The organism is Pseudarthrobacter niigatensis, from assembly GCF_030812615.1.
GTDB lineage: Bacteria > Actinomycetota > Actinomycetes > Actinomycetales > Micrococcaceae > Arthrobacter > Arthrobacter niigatensis.
The window spans coordinates 1-15,760 of sequence record NZ_JAUSTB010000026.1 but is presented as its reverse complement, the minus strand read 5'-3'; the positions used below and the strand labels follow the sequence as shown (position 1 = coordinate 15,760).

Annotated in this window: 19 protein-coding genes; 8 read left to right on the top strand and 11 right to left on the bottom strand. The window is 66.7% G+C overall.

All coding sequences use genetic code 11. The features are described from left to right. Positions 1 to 507 precede the first annotated feature (507 nt). Together J2T23_RS19775 and J2T23_RS19770 are read right to left on the bottom strand one after the other, a co-directional pair. Positions 508 to 1,248, bottom strand: a complete 741-nt coding sequence (locus J2T23_RS19775; RefSeq protein WP_307362919.1) for an excalibur calcium-binding domain-containing protein — start codon at positions 1,246 to 1,248, stop codon at positions 508 to 510. A gap of 67 nt (positions 1,249 to 1,315) precedes the next feature. After that, the gene (locus J2T23_RS19770; RefSeq protein WP_307362914.1) at positions 1,316 to 2,581 is read right to left on the bottom strand and encodes a GmrSD restriction endonuclease domain-containing protein; all 1,266 of its coding nucleotides are present in this window, start codon (positions 2,579 to 2,581) and stop codon (positions 1,316 to 1,318) included. A gap of 394 nt (positions 2,582 to 2,975) precedes the next feature. On the opposite strand from J2T23_RS19770, the gene J2T23_RS19765 reads away from it, so the two are divergent. Then, positions 2,976 to 3,368, top strand: coding sequence for a VOC family protein (locus J2T23_RS19765; RefSeq protein ID WP_307362911.1), 393 nt, complete (start codon positions 2,976 to 2,978; stop codon positions 3,366 to 3,368). A 60-nt stretch (positions 3,369 to 3,428) separates the two neighbouring features. Here the strand turns inward: J2T23_RS19765 and J2T23_RS19760 are convergent, their stop codons facing one another. Together J2T23_RS19760 and J2T23_RS19755 are read right to left on the bottom strand one after the other, a co-directional pair. Next, positions 3,429 to 4,034, bottom strand: a complete 606-nt coding sequence (locus tag J2T23_RS19760) for an SOUL family heme-binding protein (RefSeq protein WP_307362908.1) — start codon at positions 4,032 to 4,034, stop codon at positions 3,429 to 3,431. 78 nt (positions 4,035 to 4,112) lie between these two features. Next, positions 4,113 to 4,619, bottom strand: a complete 507-nt coding sequence (locus J2T23_RS19755) for a DUF3592 domain-containing protein (RefSeq protein ID WP_307362905.1) — start codon at positions 4,617 to 4,619, stop codon at positions 4,113 to 4,115. A gap of 133 nt (positions 4,620 to 4,752) precedes the next feature. Here J2T23_RS19755 and J2T23_RS19750 point away from each other — a divergent pair, with 133 nt between their 5' ends. Together J2T23_RS19750 and J2T23_RS19745 are read left to right on the top strand one after the other, a co-directional pair. Next, positions 4,753 to 5,214, top strand: coding sequence for a MarR family winged helix-turn-helix transcriptional regulator (locus tag J2T23_RS19750; RefSeq protein ID WP_141157927.1), 462 nt, complete (start codon positions 4,753 to 4,755; stop codon positions 5,212 to 5,214). Next, positions 5,211 to 6,467, top strand: coding sequence for an MFS transporter (locus tag J2T23_RS19745; RefSeq protein ID WP_141157928.1), 1,257 nt, complete (start codon positions 5,211 to 5,213; stop codon positions 6,465 to 6,467). The genes J2T23_RS19750 and J2T23_RS19745 overlap by 4 nt, the downstream gene beginning before the upstream one ends. A 24-nt stretch (positions 6,468 to 6,491) precedes the next feature. Here the strand turns inward: J2T23_RS19745 and J2T23_RS19740 are convergent, their stop codons facing one another. From J2T23_RS19740 to J2T23_RS19715, 6 genes are all read right to left on the bottom strand, one after another. Next, positions 6,492 to 6,800 (bottom strand): cupin domain-containing protein, encoded by a 309-nt coding sequence (locus J2T23_RS19740; protein WP_307362903.1) that lies wholly within the window; start codon positions 6,798 to 6,800, stop codon positions 6,492 to 6,494. A 181-nt stretch (positions 6,801 to 6,981) separates the two neighbouring features. Continuing rightward, positions 6,982 to 7,368, bottom strand: a complete 387-nt coding sequence (locus J2T23_RS19735) for a VOC family protein (protein WP_141157930.1) — start codon at positions 7,366 to 7,368, stop codon at positions 6,982 to 6,984. Between the two features lie 239 nt (positions 7,369 to 7,607). Then, positions 7,608 to 7,931: a hypothetical protein gene (locus J2T23_RS19730; protein WP_141180882.1), complete on the bottom strand. Its 324-nt coding sequence runs from the start codon at positions 7,929 to 7,931 to the stop codon at positions 7,608 to 7,610. Between the two features lie 137 nt (positions 7,932 to 8,068). Beyond that, entirely contained in the window at positions 8,069 to 8,413 is a 345-nt protein-coding gene (locus tag J2T23_RS19725; protein ID WP_307362899.1) for an iron chaperone, read from the bottom strand. 8 nt (positions 8,414 to 8,421) lie between these two features. Further along, the gene (locus tag J2T23_RS19720; RefSeq protein WP_307362896.1) at positions 8,422 to 8,889 is read right to left on the bottom strand and encodes an SRPBCC family protein; all 468 of its coding nucleotides are present in this window, start codon (positions 8,887 to 8,889) and stop codon (positions 8,422 to 8,424) included. Between the two features lie 31 nt (positions 8,890 to 8,920). Beyond that, positions 8,921 to 9,838: a 2-hydroxyacid dehydrogenase gene (locus J2T23_RS19715; RefSeq protein WP_307362893.1), complete on the bottom strand. Its 918-nt coding sequence runs from the start codon at positions 9,836 to 9,838 to the stop codon at positions 8,921 to 8,923. 272 nt (positions 9,839 to 10,110) lie between these two features. On the opposite strand from J2T23_RS19715, the gene J2T23_RS19710 reads away from it, so the two are divergent. Next, positions 10,111 to 11,352, top strand: a complete 1,242-nt coding sequence (locus tag J2T23_RS19710) for an MFS transporter (protein ID WP_307362890.1) — start codon at positions 10,111 to 10,113, stop codon at positions 11,350 to 11,352. A gap of 131 nt (positions 11,353 to 11,483) precedes the next feature. Further along, on the top strand, positions 11,484 to 12,560 hold the full coding sequence (locus tag J2T23_RS19705) for a glycerophosphodiester phosphodiesterase family protein (protein WP_307362886.1): 1,077 nt from the start codon (positions 11,484 to 11,486) through the stop codon (positions 12,558 to 12,560). Between the two features lie 99 nt (positions 12,561 to 12,659). On the opposite strand, the gene J2T23_RS19700 is transcribed toward J2T23_RS19705, so the two are convergent. Further along, on the bottom strand, positions 12,660 to 12,995 hold the full coding sequence (locus J2T23_RS19700) for a cupin domain-containing protein (protein ID WP_141180877.1): 336 nt from the start codon (positions 12,993 to 12,995) through the stop codon (positions 12,660 to 12,662). A 117-nt stretch (positions 12,996 to 13,112) separates the two neighbouring features. Between J2T23_RS19700 and J2T23_RS19695 the strand changes: the two genes are divergently transcribed. The 3 genes from J2T23_RS19695 (at position 13,113) to J2T23_RS19685 (ending at position 15,656) form a co-directional block, all read left to right on the top strand. Next, entirely contained in the window at positions 13,113 to 13,520 is a 408-nt protein-coding gene (locus J2T23_RS19695; protein ID WP_141157938.1) for a DUF1304 family protein, read from the top strand. 104 nt (positions 13,521 to 13,624) lie between these two features. Continuing rightward, a complete protein-coding gene (locus tag J2T23_RS19690) occupies positions 13,625 to 14,860 on the top strand; it encodes a mechanosensitive ion channel family protein (RefSeq protein ID WP_307362883.1) in 1,236 nt (411 codons plus the stop codon). A gap of 43 nt (positions 14,861 to 14,903) precedes the next feature. After that, entirely contained in the window at positions 14,904 to 15,656 is a 753-nt protein-coding gene (locus tag J2T23_RS19685; protein ID WP_307362881.1) for an ArsR/SmtB family transcription factor, read from the top strand. The last annotated feature ends 104 nt before the right edge of the window (positions 15,657 to 15,760 follow it).

The following is a 15,760-nucleotide window of genomic DNA, read 5'->3' as shown; positions in this document are numbered from 1 at the left end:
ACAAACTTGGCACACTATTGAGTTCTCAAACAACAGACACACCCGGCACCACCCAAACCAAACATTCAGGATCGCTCCGGAGCAACTTTTCAAACCTACCCGATCCCACCCGGCTTTGCAAACCACGTCTCCGTGACCCAAAACCACCAGGATCAGCCCCCACCCACCAACAGCACGCACAAAAAGCGAACCATTTTCCAGGCCGTTCAAAAAAGGGGGGTTGGCCGCTATCTTTCCGCTTCAGCGGCGGCGACTCAGAAAACAATACCCGCACACAACCCCCACCGCAAATCGGGCGGAAGGTGGTGGCGAATCCGCGGAATTCCGGGGCAGGAGGGGCGTTTCGGGCACCCAAGCAGGCTGCCGGCGTCGTAAGTCCGCTGTGTGTGCTGCCGCACACTGCACCACCACGGCCATGACCGCCGTTGGAACCGCTACCGAACGAGCTGTGGACGCCTCCCAACAAAGGGGAGCGTCCACAGCTCGTCTTAGTACTGCCCGATTCGTTTATCGCTCGCAGGCGACACCATCGCCGTCGCGGTCCAAAGAGGAGCTGTATCCTGGCTGACCCCTGTGCAACGGCGCGGCGCCGGCATTCTTCGCGGCGGTGCAGTTTGCGTAGTAGGCAGTTGCGGGTGCTTGGGCCGGTGCCTGGACAAATTTCTGCGCCGACTGCTGGTCGGCGGCCGCCTTGGCAGCTGCGTCCCGGGCAGCTTGGTCGGCTGCAGCCTTTGCAGCAGCAGCCTGATCGGCGGCGGCCTTGTCAGCCGCGGCTTTTTCGGCAGCGGCCTTGTCGGCTACCGCTTTAGCTGCAGCCTGTTCGGCGGCAGCCTTGTCGGCGGCGACCTTCTCGGCAGCCGCCTTCTCCGCGGCAAGTTCGTCGAGCGACTTCACGCCGAGACGAACGGTGGAGCCCTTGGCCGCTGTGGTGCCGCTGGCAGGATCCTGCGTCATCACCTGCCAGTTTTTCTCCACGATGATGCTTTTACCGTCCACGATGTCCTTGGCCTCAACCTTGAAGCCGAGCCCCTTCAGTTGGTCCGTGGCCTTGTCCAGGGTCAGGCCCACCACACCTGGAACGGCAGCAGACGCCTCAGCGGTGGCGGTGGACGTGGCAGCGGATGCGGGTTCGACGGATGCCTGCTTGCCTCCGCACCCTGTCAGCAACAGGCCGGCCAGGACGGCAAGGGCCAACGAGACTTTCAGACGTCCGGTGACCGGGTGGGCGGCATACAGGTTGTTGTTCATGATTCCCCCTAGGAATGCGATGTGGTGGTGATGCGGTTGGGCCGAGGCCCGAGGAAAGATCCGGCGGCTACTCGCAGGCGACTCCGTCGGAGTCACGGTCCAGCGCGGGCCGGTATCCGGCTTGCCCGGCGTAGAGCGGCGCGGCTCCTGCAGCCCTCGCCGCCGCGCAGTTGGCGTAGTAGGCAGCAGCAGGTGCCGGCGCGGCAGGAGCCGGGGCCATGGGTGCTGGTGCAACGGGAGCAGGGGCGACGGCGGCAGGTGCCGGTGCGGGTGCCGCCGGAGCGGGAGCAGGTACAGGAGCGGCGGCAGGTGGCGCAGGCACAGCAGCGGCGGCAGGTGCCGGCGGCAGCTGGTTGGTCGGCGCCAGCTGCCCGGCGCAGTCGCCCAGGATCCGGGCAATCGCATCGTGCTCGGCCTGCGTGACCCACAGCCCGTATGTCGCCTTCACGGAAACCTGCCGGGCAACGTACTCACAGCGGAAGCCCTTGTTCGGCGGCAACCAGGTGGCCGCATCGCCGTCGCCCTTTTGCTGGTTGGTGGGCCCGTCCGTGGCCTGCAGGTTCAGCGGATCGTTGGCGAACGCCGTCCGCTGCCCGGCAGTCAGCTGCTGCGCGCCCTTCTGCCAGGCGTCGCTCAAGGCCACCACGTGGTCGATCTGGACGGCGCTGCTGGTGGCCGAACCCCTGACAAAGCTGATGGTCTTGCCCGTGTACGGATCGGCCAGGGTTCCCGACTGCACTTTGCACGGCACACTGTTCGTGTACGAAACGCCGGTGAGGTCGCGTTTGAGGATGTCGTTGCGCGTATCGCACCCATTCCGGTCCACGTCTGCCCACGCCTGGCCGAACTGCGCGCGGTCGTACCCCGTCTTCGGCGCCCGGCCCTTGATCGGCAAGGTTGCCAATACGTCCAGCGCCTTGCTTGCGTACGCTGGCTGCGCATTGGGCGCGGCCGCGGTGGCACCGGCGGCAAGAACGCTTGGACTCTCCGGGTCCAGCGGCTCCCCGGTGTCCGTCGGCGTGGCAGTTGGTGTGGCCGACGGCGATGCCTTGGCTGTCGCCGTCGGGCTCGCTTTCGCCGGGGCCGCCTTCGCAGTGCTTTCCGAGGAGGCTGCCTCCAGGTCCGCGCCGGCGACGCGCGGCAGCGCGGCAGCGCCGCCGATGAAGAGCGCCAGCGCCGCGGCGATTGCGACGGCGCCTGCCTTGCGTTTTGCGGGAAGCCACGCCCAGGAGCGCCGTCCGGTGAGGAGTACATAAAGACCGGTAAGGGCAGTTGAAATGCCCAGGACAATCAGGGCTCCGCCAATGCCGCCGCCCAGTGCTCCGAAAAGCATGAACAGCCCGGTAATACCGGCAACAATGAAAGTGGAAAAGCGCGGTTTCCGTGGCGGCTTCGGCGCAGGCGCGGAAGGAACAAACCCCAAGAGGGTGTCATAGTCGGACATTCATTTCCCCATATACAAGGGGGCCCAGAGAGTTTTGCCCCCGCAATCCCGGGCTTGCTGCATAGCCCGGTAAACTCATCACCGCCGAGCCTATGCACCTTGCTGCTACGTTTACGCAACTTCCTGCGATCCTCAGGCAACATTCAGGCAGTCTTGAGGAAACCTTGAGAAAGTCCCGTCGCACTCGGTGTTCGAGGCATAATAAATGCGCGGTAATTCAATCCGGCAATCGATCTGTGCCTGCCGTTCCCCTGGCGTGACGTCCAAGGCTAGAGTGGCCTCCATGCAAATGCGCCTTGAGGTTGTACAGGTCCCGGTTTCCGACGTCGACAGATCAAAAGCGTTTTACACGGACAAGCTGGGCTTCGTCCTCGACCATGACGTGGAACATATCCCGGGAATGCGCGTCGTCCAGCTAACACCCCCTGGCTCTGCCACGTCGGTGGTCATCGGCACCGGCATGACCACCATGACCCCAGGCAGCCTCGAGGGCCTGCAGCTGGTTGTTCCGGACATCGCCGAGGTTCGCAGCGAGCTGGTGGGCCGCGGCGCGGACATCAGCGAGATCCAGGACCTGGGCGGTGTCCTGTTCGCCTACTTCAACGACCCCGACGGCAACCGCTGGGTCATGCAGGGCCAGACGCAGGACCATGTCCGGGACGCACACAAACCCTAGGAAGGGCTGGCTTTAGCCAGAAGCGCCCAGAGGTGAGCGGGCGTCGCCAGCGGAAAATCGCTACCCGGATGCGGGCGCCGCGCCACCCGGAGGGCGCTCCATCACATCCTGGACCACCTCATTGTGCCGCAGGAACCAGGGTTTGAAGGGTGGATCGAAGCGGGCGAACCGCGGTGCACCCACAGGCGTAAGGCCGGCCAGGGTGAGCGCCGCCTGCAGACCGTTGTTGCGCCGCTCAAAGGCCGACGCCGAACCGCTGCCCGAGAAGCCCAGCACGGCAGCGAGGGAACCGGGCACCGCCCGCACCGTGACCCTGGGATCGGTGGGCACGGGAGCAGTTTCGGCATTCAAGCCGGCCGGCAGGACAAAGGCCACCGAGAATTCCGCCGGCTCCCCTGATCCAGGCAGTGGTCCGCGCTGGAGTACCGGTGCGGTCATGGCGAGCTTTTGCCCTCCCGCTTCCTGGATCACCGGAGCGGTCATCGCCAGTTTCTGCCGGGCAGTGTTGTTGCCGCTGATGTAGTTAAAGAGGTACCGGAAGGCGGCGTTGCCTGCCCGGTCAAAATCGGCCGTCACCGACACCTCGGCGACCACGTAATCGGGATACCGGCGAAGTTCGAAGTGGGGATAGCGCCGGACCAACTCAAAGGGCTGTTGTTCAGTCATGGTGCGCACAGCCTACGCCCGTCAGGCGGGAGCGGACAGGGCGGGGTACGGCCCGGATCGGACAGCCGGAAGCTCCGGCTACACCACCTGTGGCGTTCGGCGCCGCCGCAACCTGGCCCGCAGAACAGCGCTGCCGACCAGGACGACGAATAAGAGGCCCAGAACTCCGAAAATGACCGTCAGGACAACCCCGGCCCCACGCAGCCAAACGCCGTCGCTCTCGTAGCCGGGCACGATGGCCCGCCCGGGATTGTTTTCGGCATAGACGACCGTCACGCTGCTGCCCACTACGGGATACTGATCGTGGTCCACAGCGGCGAAGGTCCGGTGGACCGCCCCGTCCCCGGCCGGGAATTCAACCTGCATCCTGCGTTCGGACGCTTTGGTGACGTCGTCGAAGTGGATGATCGTTCCGGTCGCCTGGACACCAGAACGGGCGAGCTCCTCATCGGCGTTGATCATGAAGCTGCCTACGCCGATCATAATGGGCCCCAGGCAGAGCACCAGGACAGTCACGGCCAGGTTCAATTTCCGCTTCCACGACAGCGGGGGTTTACGGCTTCCGTCAGTTCTGCGCCCAGTCACGGCTCCCATTGTGCCGGAGCTGTCAGCAAAACCACACCTCCATCCATTGCCTGCGGCAACCAACGCGGGCATAATGGTTAGCAGAACTAATTAGCAATGCTAATAAATGCCAGCAGGAGGCGCACACCCCTATATGTCCCCCACCCAAACGACGCACCAGGCAACCGCCGGCCCCACCGCCCCCGACACCCTCGCCATCGATCTCCGCACCGCTGTGATGCGCACGTCGCGCCGGCTTCGCGTCGAGGCCACCGGAGACGCCATCACCCCCGGCCAGTACACCGTCCTGGCCCTCCTGAACGGCAGCGGCCCCAGCACCCTGCGCGATCTCGCCCGGAGTGAGCACGTCCAGGCACCGTCCATGACCAGGATCGTCAACGCACTTGCGGACCAGGCATTCGTTACCAGGAGCGCCGATCCCGACGACGGCCGGCAAGTCCGCGTGGACATCACCGACGCCGGCAGGAAAGTCCTGGCCGAGGCCCGGAGCCAGCGGACCGCCTGGTTGGCGCAGCGTGTGGCCGGACTCGGTGAGGAAGACCGGCTCATTCTCAGCCGCGCAGCCCGCATCATGCAGGAAATGAGCGGCAAATGAGTGCGATGTTCCGCGCCCTCGAAAATCCCAACTACCGCATTTGGGCCAGCGGCGCGATCGTCTCCAACATCGGCACCTGGATGCAGCGCGTCGCCCAGGACTGGCTGGTCCTGACCGTGCTTACCGATCACTCGGGAGCCGCCGTCGGCCTCACCACGGGCCTGCAGTTCCTGCCAATGCTGCTCTTCGGCCCCTACGGCGGGGTCCTGGCAGACCGCTACCGCAAGCGCATCATCCTCATGTGGACGCAGTTGGCCATGGGCTTCACCGGACTGGCCATCGGCCTCCTGGTGGTCACCGGCACCGCGCAACTATGGCACGCCTACGTGGCCGCCTTCTGCTTGGGCGTGGCCAGCGCGGTGGACGCACCGGCGCGCCAGGCCTTCGTATCGGAGCTCGTGGGCCAGGAGAACATTTCCAATGCGGTGGCCCTGAACTCAGCATCCTTCAACACCGCCCGGCTCACCGGACCTGCCATCGCCGGCGTGCTGATCGCCTGGGTGGGTACCGGGCCGGTGTTCCTGCTCAACGCCGCGAGCTTCGCCGCCGTCCTGGTTTCGCTGTTCCGAATCCGCACCACCCAGCCCGCCCCTATCGCGAGGGGCGAGCGGAACAAGCACCAGGTGGCCGAGGGCATCCGTTACGTGCGGCGCCGGCCGGACCTGATGCTGATCATGGTCCTGGTGGGCATCCTGGGTGCGTTCGGCATGAACTTCCCGGTGATCAACTCGCTGATGGCCACCACCGAGTTCCGCATGGGACCCAGTGAATTCGGGCTTCTCGGCTCCATCATGGCCGTGGGCACGCTGGCCGGCGCCCTCCTCGCGGCACGCCGCTCCGGGCCGCGGCTGCGGTTCCTGCTGGGCGGAGCGCTGGGACTGGGCATCTTCACGGTCCTGGGCAGCATCGCCCCGACGTTCTGGGTCTACGCGGCAATCCTGATTCCCGTGGGCCTGGCGTCCATCACGTTCCTGAACAGCTGCAACACCAGCATCCAGCTCTCCGTGGAGCCACAGTTCCGGGGCCGCGTACTGGCCCTTTACCTGGCCATCCTCCAAGGCGGCACCGCCATCGGTTCGCCGCTGGTGGGTTGGATCGGAAGCGAGTTCGGCGCGCGCTGGTCCGTCGCGGTGGGCGGCATCGTGGTCCTGCTTGCCGGTATCGCCGCCGTCATCGCCGTCACCAGGCGCAACCGGCTCACCCTGCGCGGCGCACTCCGGATGGCCCTGGGCAGGCGCGAGCCCGCAGTCTGAGCCCGCTGCTGCGGTGGCGGGGCCTCACTGTTGCGGGGCGGCCACGATGTCCACCGAGATTTCGACAACCGGCACCGTCCCCTTGTTCTCGAGCCAATGGGTGGTGTGGCGGTCCTCCTGCCAGCCCACCCCCGGCCCGTACTCGGTGACCAAGCCGTCCCGGTGCTCCGTGACAGTCCCCTGAAGGACATAAACCGTCCCGGGCCGGCCCACGTGGTCATGGAGGGGGCCGAAAACTCCGCCTGGCTCGATGGTCACCATCCGCATTCGGAGCTGGCGCCCGTCCATACCCTCAATTTCGCCGGCAAGATCCACCGTCGACAGAAGCTCCATGGAGACGCGCCATTTGTCTCCGGCACCACTTCTTCTACGCCCACCGCTTTCCCTTCCCTCCGGACTGCTTACGACGGCGGCGCCGGCCTGCCGCTGCCACGCACCCGGGTGCGGGTGCTTCGGGCGGCACGGGCCGGCGTCGTACTTTTTATTGCGGGGCCTGCACTACGGGCCCTGGCCGTCAAGAAGGCATCGAGGAGATGTTGAGGATGTTGCCCTCGCTGTCCAGGAACCAGGCCGCCTGGCCGTAGCCCTCCATTGATGCGATGCCGTTCTCGGTCTTGAGTCCGGGCATGTCGTAGTCTTCGAAAACGACGCCGCGGGCACGGAGTTCGTCCACGTCGCGCTGGACATCATCACTGGCCCAGCCGATTTGCGTGTTCTTGGCCGAACCCGCGTTGTCCGTCTGGTAAATCAGGAACGAGGTCCCCTTCCCACACCGGTAGACAAGGCCGCCATCGGCCATGGTCCGCTCGGGCTCAAACCCCAGCTTGTCCCGATAAAATTCCTTGGCCCGGTCGATATCCTTCGCAGGCAGCACAGCCATGACTTCCATATCTTTGAGCATGACAAACAACTTCCCTTGCTGTTGTGATGGCGTCGCTCTCCCCCGAAAACGGTCCGGCCGTCCCCCGCCGGGCCTCGTGGCCGTCCTTCCCGCCGACTGCCGGGGCGGCCACCCGAAACCCCGGCGGAGCGGTGGCAGCAGCCAGCGCAGCGGGGTCCCCGAAGTCTACGAGGCCATTATGGAACTGAATTTCCCGCGGCGAAATAGGGGATTTTTAAGGGGGCCCTTGCCTTCCGGAACTATTTCCGGGCCGCCCGGACAGCCTTGCGTACCGCGGCTCCCGTTGCCGTCATCAGGGGCACCAGGCACACCAGGGCGGCAATGGTGTTGGGGCGGAAGACGGTCCTGCCGTTGACCGTGCGGTAGACACCAAGCGGCACCACAACCCCGCCGCCTCCCCCGCCGGAGGCACCCTCCCCGGATTCCGTGCCGCCACCGAAACCGAAGGACACCAGGGCCACGGGCACCATCTCCTCCCCGTTCAGGTTCACGGGGGCGCCGTACGCGCGGGCGACGCCCATGTTCTTAAAACTTTCCGCGAGGGACTCAAGAGTGTCAGCCATGGCATCACATTAGGCACCCCTGCAGCGCATTCGGAAGGACCATAAGTCCTGCCGGACTGCATGGGCTCCGGTGGCCGGGCGCCCGTCCCTTCCGGTGGCGTGGCCGCAGGTGGCGCGGGCCGCCGTCGCCCGTTGCTCTATCCCCGGATCTCCGCCATGCGCAGCCGGACGATGTCCTCCACCACGTCGTCCGGCACGGGGTGGGCCGCGGTGAAGCGGATGGTCCCCTTGGAAAGTGAATACCCTTCCAGCCGGTCCGCGACTGCCGCGACGACCGCGCCGGAGAAGGGGAAGATCGAGAGGTGCTTGGCTGCCTGGACGGCGGCAAACAGGGGTTTGCCGTCCAGCTTCAGCGCGGGCATGCCGTAGCTCCTGCCCTCCGTGGTGTCCGGGGCGATGGACCTGGCGAGCTCCACCACGTGCTGCAGGCAGCTGCGGTCCGGTTCATCCAGCGCGGCCAGCGCATCGTCCACGGCGCCCAACGGGAACCTCAGCTCTTCCTGGCCGCAACCGTGGAGGCCAGCGCGGCCAGGCCCCGCTCAAAGTCGCCGCCCACCATCTTGTCCATGTTCATGAACAGCGCAAAGACCTTACCGAGCCCTTTGTTCTCCCCGGTCATCAGCCACGTCACCTCCGTGCCGCCAGGAGCCGGGCTGAACGTGAACGTCGTGGGGTTCAGGGCCTTGAACGGCTTGGTGAACTGCAGCCGGATCCCGATGCGGCTCGAAGGTACGGACTCCACGATCTCCATGGTGCCGCTGCCGGCCTTGCGGTTGCCGCTCCACTCGTACCCCGCGCCGGCGCCGGCCTCGTTGCCGAAGTAACGGCGGCTCATGCCCGGATCGATCGTCTCCCATGGGGACCACCGGGTCCACTCATGGAAGTTGTTCACCAGCGGGAAGATCTCTTCTGCGGAAGCGGGAATGACGGCGCTGCGGCGGACTTCGAAAGTGGACATGGCCCCAGCATAGGGGCGGGAGCCGCTGGCGTTAAGGGAGGACGACGTTCACGGGGTCCTTGCCCTCGAGCAGGAGGCCGATCTGCTTCCTGAGCAGCCGGACCATCCGGGGGAACATCGCCGAGCTGGCGCCGCCGACATGGGGAGTGATGAGCACCCCGGGGACGGTCCAGAGCGGGTGGTCCGCCGGCAGCGGCTCTGGGTCCGTCACGTCCAGGGCGGCCCGGAGCCGGCCGCTGGATGTCTCGGCGAGCAGAGCGTCGGTGTCCGCCACGGGGCCGCGGGCCACATTGACCAAGAGGGCGCCGTCCGGCATGGCCGCGAGGAACTTGGCGTCCACCAGCTGCTGGGTCTGCTCACCCAGCGGAACACTGACCACCACGATCTCGTGCAGCGGCAGCTGCTCGTAGAGCGAATCGATTCCGAAGATGGTCCCGCGCTCGTCCTCACGGGCGCGGCTGGCCATCCTGGTGACGTCGGTTTCAAACGGCAGGAGCCGGGCCTCGATGGCCTTGCCCACTCCCCCGTAACCCACCAGCAGCACGCGCCGGTCGGCCAGGCTGGGCCGCGGGCTGTTGTCCCACGTTCCGGTGTCCTGGTTCCGGACAAAGTCCGGGATGCCCCGTTGGGAGGCCACCATCATGCCCACGGCGAGCTCCGCCGTCGACGTCTCATGGACTCCGGCCGCGTTCGCGAAGGTGACGCCGTCGGGCAGAACCGCGGCGACGCCGTCGTACCCGATGGACTGGCTCTGCACCAGGCCCACGTCAACGCCCTCCAATGCGGCGAGCGCCGACGGCTTGCCCATGTAGCCGGGCACCAGCAGGTCCAGCCGGCCCTCCGGCGCGGGTCCGTCCAGGTCCCACAGGACAAATTCGACGCCGTCAATGGGGGTGAGCGCGTCCAGCAGGTTCTGGGCGGGCAGGCAGACGCGCAGCGGGGCCGTCACGCGGCGACCATCAGAATGTGCCATTGGGCAGGGCAGCAAGTACTCATGGGGGTCTCCAGGGTTCCGGGCCCGGCGCAGCTGCAGCGGGCGTTAAAGTTCCACAACCAACCTACCTCCGGCACCGCCCTCGCCGATTCTTTTTCGCTACGCAACACGCCTCCGCCGGACCCTGTCACGTCCATGACAGGCCCTTCAATCCTGTAAATTTAAGGGAGGAATTGTCCGGCCAGCGAGCCGCTTTCCAACCCCACCCTTTGAATGGACGCTCCCCCATGTCTTCCGCGATTTCCGCGCCGTCCCCTGCCCGTTTTCCCTACGCCGCAATGGTGGTCCTGGCCACCATTGCGTTCACGGCCATCACCACCGAACTCCTCCCCTCCGGGCTGCTGCCGCAGATCAGCACCGGCCTTGGCGTCTCCGAGCCGGTGGCCGGTTACCTTGCCGCTGCCTACGCCGCCGTCATTGTTGTCACGGTGGTTCCGGCGGCACGGCTGCTGGGGAAGATCCCGCGGCATGCCCTGCTGGTGGGGCTGGTCCTGACCTTCGCGCTCAGCAACGCACTGGTGGGACTGGCACCGGACTTCACGTCGGCGATGATCGCGCGGCTGGTGGGCGGGCTGGCGCACGGGTTGCTCTGGACCACCATGGCGCCGTTCGTTTCCCGCGTGGTTCCGGCTGACAAAGTGGGCAAGGCGCTGGCGATCGTGTTCAGCGGCAACAGCCTGGGCTTGGCCATTGGCGCGCCGGTGGGCACCGCCCTGGGCGGATTCCTGGGCTGGCGTGCCGCGTTCCTGGTCCTCGCCGGGTTCGGCGTGGTGCTGACGGTCCTCGCGTTTTGGCTGCTTCCCCGCGTCCAGCGCATTTCCGACGCGGCCCGCCCGTCCCTGCGCAAGGCGATCGGCCAGCCAGGCGTGAAGTCGGTGGCGGTCGCCTGGCCGCTGCTGGTCCTGGCGCACTTCGCCCTGTTCACCTACATTGCACCCTTCATCCGCGAGGCGAACCTGCCTGACTACGCCACGAGCCTCTCGCTCACGGTGCTGGGCGGGTCCGGCCTGCTGGGCATTTGGATTGCGGGGCTCACCGTGGATTCGCGTCCCCGCCGTTCGCTGATGATCACGACGGCGGCCATCGCCGCATCGATGTTCCTCCTGCCGCTCGCCGTGGGTAACCTGCCCGTGGCCCTGGTGCTGATGACCATCTGGGGGGCGGGCCTGGGCGCCATCGGCATCTACAACCAGTCCGCGATCCTCCGGGCCGGCGGGGAGTACAGCGAGGCTGCGAACGGGCTCACGGTCCTGACCATCCAGCTGGGCATCACCATCGGCGCGCTTTACGGCTCGGCAGCCCTGGTGGTCGGCGGCCCGCTGCTGGTTCCGGCCGCGGCGGCAGTCCCGGTGGTTGCCGCGTTCGCCATCACGCTCGCCGGCAAGAGGTACGCGTACCCGCCCGGCCCGCGGGAACGCATCTGGCTGGAACCCCGGCCGGTCTCCGACAAAGTCGAGGACCCCGCCTGATCCCTGGGCACAGCAGAACCTGGCGTTAACCTCCCCTCCAACTGGGTGAACCTCGGGCGCAACCTGTCCGGCCTACCGTTGGCGGGTCACCCGGCGCCGCCGGAACCCGTCACCCAGGAGGAACCATCCCCATGCGCACAGTCCTGACCGCTGCGGCAACCGCCGCACTGCTCGCCGCCGCCATCGCCTCGCCGGGCGGCGCCTTCGCCGCCGAAACCGCCGAGGCCGGAACGCCGTCGTCGAACGCTGCCGGCCCCGCCACCTCCGCCATCAAGACGAACGAGCGCAACGGCTCCTTCGACCTCCAGGCGCACCGCGGCGGCCGCGGCGAGTGGACCGAGGAGTCGCTGGCGGCGTTCGGCAACTCCCTGAAGCTCGGCGTCAGCACCCTGGAACTGGACACCCACCTCACCGAGGACGGGAAGATCATCGTGTGGCATGACGACACCATCCAGGCCAACAAATGCGTCGATACCGCCCCGGCCACCGCCGGTGATCCCGAGTTCCCATACGTCGGCCGCCGTGTGGCCGAACTGTCCCTGGCCCAGGTCAAGACCCTCAACTGCGGCTTCATGCAGCTGCCCGGCTTCCCCGGGCAGGAGGTGGTCGAAGGGAATCGCATCGCCGAGCTCAAGGACGTCTACCAGCTGGCGGAACAGTACAACGCCAAAAAGGTCCGCTTCAACGTGGAGACCAAGGTGGAGGACGGGAAGGCCGGCGGCGAAGGCATGGTGGCGCTGACCAAAGCCGTGGTGGCAGAAGTCGAAGCCTCCGGCGCCGCGGACCGCACCACCATCCAGTCCTTCGACTGGTCCTCGCTGAACCTCACCAAGGAACTGGCACCGGAGCTGACGCTCGTTGCGCTTTCCAGCGGGGACAAGTGGATGCAGGTGGGCCAGCCGGGTGCCGCGCCCGAACTGGGCGGCATCGACATCGACGCCTACGGCGGCTCCCTTGCCAAGGCTGCAGCCGCCCAGGGGTACAACGTCATCTCCCCCACGTTCAGCTCCGTCACCCCCCAGATGGTTGCAGAGGCACACCAGCTGGGCCTCGCCGTCATCCCGTGGACCGTCAACAAGGCCACGGACATGGAGCGCCTGATGGACCAGGGAGTGGACGGCATCATCACCGATTACCCCACCCGCCTGCGCGCGGTCATGGACGAGCGCGGTTTGAAGCTGCCCAAGGCCTACGCCCCGCAGGCATAGTTCCGCGGATAAGGGCCATAGGTCAAGGCACGACGGCGGCTGCCGGACTTCCGCTGGGGGAAGCCCGGCAGCCGCCGTCGTCCGTCCGGGCCACAGGGCTCAGGTACGGTACTTGGCCACCGTGAACAGGAACGTCGAATCCTCCTCGGCGTGGAGGCTGTGCAGGCCGGGCGGAACAATCAACAGGTCGCCGGCTTTGCCCTGCCACGACTCGCCGCCGGCCCTGAGGCTGACGCAGCCCTGGATCACGAAGACCGTGGCGTCGCCAGGGTTCTGGTGCTCGCTCAACTGGGTTCCGGCCTTCATGGCCATGACCGTCTGCCGGAGGACCTTCTCGTGGCCGCCATAGACCGTGTCCGCGGCGCGCCCGTTGCTGGAGGTGACCGCCGCCTCGAGCTGCTGCCGGGCCAGCGCGTCGATCGATATCTTCTGCATGAGCCCAAGGCTACCCGCGTTCGTGCACCGGGGCGCCGGATTCTTCCGGTCGGGGCCCGCTGGAAATCCCCTGGGGAGGGGATGGAGCACCGGTGAGGCCGGGCCTACTCTTCGAGCATGAACACCGTGTCGCAGATCTTCGCGGTGATGGCCGCGGTCATCTATATCTTCGTCTTTCCGGTGGAGAGCTTCCTCCTCCGCCGCAACAGGTGGGCGCAGAAATTCCTGAGTACGCCGCCGGAGAATGTCCCCGCCGTGATGATGTGGGCCATCCCCACCGGGTACCGGAACCTGCTGGTTGCGCTGGGCGTGCTCGCAGGGGTGGTCGCGGCCAACTCCGGCCAGCTGGTGGTGGGCTACACGCTGGTGGTCTACTGCTGCGCCAACATGGTCCTCACGGCGCCCACCATGCTGCTCGCAGACCTCCAGGGGCACTATCCCCGGAAGTGGGACAGCGTGCCGGGAACGGTCGCGGCAACCGTCCCTGCTTTGGTGGCCCTGCTCCTGCTGCCCTTCGGTCCGTAACTCCTCCGGGGCACCGTCCGCGGCGGCCGCTGTCGCCCCGGACTGGACGCGCACGCAGGTACCCGAATTCGGAGCCCCGGCAAAGGCTTGATAGACGTTAAAGGATGCTCGATGTCCTGAACCCCGCCCTGCCCTTCATCGCCATGGCCCTGGCCGTGCCGGCCGGACTCACCCTGTCATGGCTGCTCCGCAAGATCGTCCTGAAGCTGAACCGGAAACGGCCCGAGCTGCAGGCCACCTCCCGGGTGGCCCGCCAGCCGCTGCGGCTGGCACTGTGCCTGGTGGGCGTCCGGGCCGCGCTGGGCCTGACAGCCGGCGGTGAAAGCTGGCACGCCGGCGTCGACCATCTCCTGCTGCTTGCCTTGATCGGTTCGTTCGCGTGGCTTGCAATCGCGGTCCTGCTGATCGTGGAGGCGGTGGTGCTGAACCGGCACAGCGTGGACGTGGCGGACAACAGGAGGGCGCGGCGGCTGCGCACCCAGGTGATCCTGGCCCGCCGGATCGCCGTGGCACTGGTGGTGGTGCTCGCCGTCGGCACCGCCATGCTGACGTTCCCCGCGATTCAGGCGCTGGGTGCCGGGCTTCTGGCGTCTGCGGGTGTGATCTCCATCGTGGCGGGCCTCGCCGCGCAGACCTCACTGGTGAATGTCTTCGCCGGGATGCAGCTCGCGTTCACCGATGCCATCCGTGTGGATGACGTGGTGGTGGTCCAGAAGGAGTGGGGGCGGATCGAGGAGATCACCCTCACCTATGTGGTGGTGCACCTGTGGGACGACCGCCGGCTGATCCTGCCGTCCACGTACTTCACCACCACCCCGTTCGAGAACTGGACCCGCCGCCAGTCCGAGGTAATGGGCACCGTGGAGTTCGACCTCGACTGGCGCGCCCCCGTTGAGGACATGCGCACCGAACTGCGCCGCGTCCTGGCCGGCACTGAACTGTGGGACGGGCGCGTGGGCGTCCTGCAGATCACCGATGCCACCGGAGGCTTTGTCCGGACCCGCATCCTGGTCAGCGCGGCGGACAGTGCAGCGCTGTTCGACCTCCGCTGCCTGGTCCGCGAAACCATGGTGACGTTCCTCCAGCAGGACCATCCGCAGGCGCTGCCACACCAGCGCTGGGAGCAGGCAGCGGACGACGCCGGCACGGCCACCCGGCGCAAGGCACCGTTGCGGGGGCTGGCTGGGCCCGGGGCAGCAGGGGCGCACGCGCCCGCGGACCCGCACGAATCGCAGCTGTTCACCGGATCGGTGGAGGCCGTGGAGCGGTCGAGGGCCTTTACCGGCCCCGGCGACGAGGTGTTCGAGGAACGCGGCCGCAACCTGGCATCCCACAACTGAAAACCCTTGATAGGTGACCTTATGGTCACCTATCATGGGAGTCATGGACGACGTGTTCAAAGCACTCTCCGACCCCACCCGCCGGGACCTGCTCGACGAACTGTTCCGCGAGGACGGCCAGAGCCTGAGTGCGCTTGAGGCACGGTTCAGCATGAGCCGGTTCGGGATCGCCAAGCACCTCCGCATCCTGGAGGACGCAGGCCTGGTGGTGGCCCGCCGTCGCGGGCGGGAAAAGCTTCATTTCCTCAATCCCGTCCCCATCCGCCTGGTCCACGACCGCTGGGTCAGCAAATACGCAGAACCATGGGCCGCTGCCCTCAGCGACCTCAAATCCAGATTGGAAAGTCCCATGGAAAAGATCTTCGAGATTTACATCAAGACCACGCCCGAACGGCTCTGGGAAGCCATCACGGACAGCGACATCCGCAGCAAGTACCAGTTCGGCAACACACTGCAGTCTGACTGGACGCCCGGCGGCCGCTTCGAAATGGGCAACCCCAAGGCCGGCCAGATCCTCGGCGAAGGCGAAAACCTGGAAGTCGACCCGCCGCGGCGGCTGGTGCAGACCATGCGGGCCCTCTGGGGCGATGACGTCAAGGCCGAAGGCACATCGAAGATCACCTGGGAGATCGAACCGGTGGGCGATTCCTGCCACCTCACCGTCACGCACAGCGACCTGCGGGAGGGTGCCAACGAACAGCTCTACGGCGGCTGGCCGATGATCCTCTCCGGCCTGAAGACGTGGCTGGAAACCGGCGAGAAGCTCACCACGCCAGGCTCCCTGCTCTACACCTGACCCGCCCCGGCGGGTGGGCTAGACGATATGTAGCAGGAGGTGGCCGGCTTGGGAGGACCACCTGTGGAGCCTCTGGACCCTTCTGGAGGTCCATTGTCGCCGGA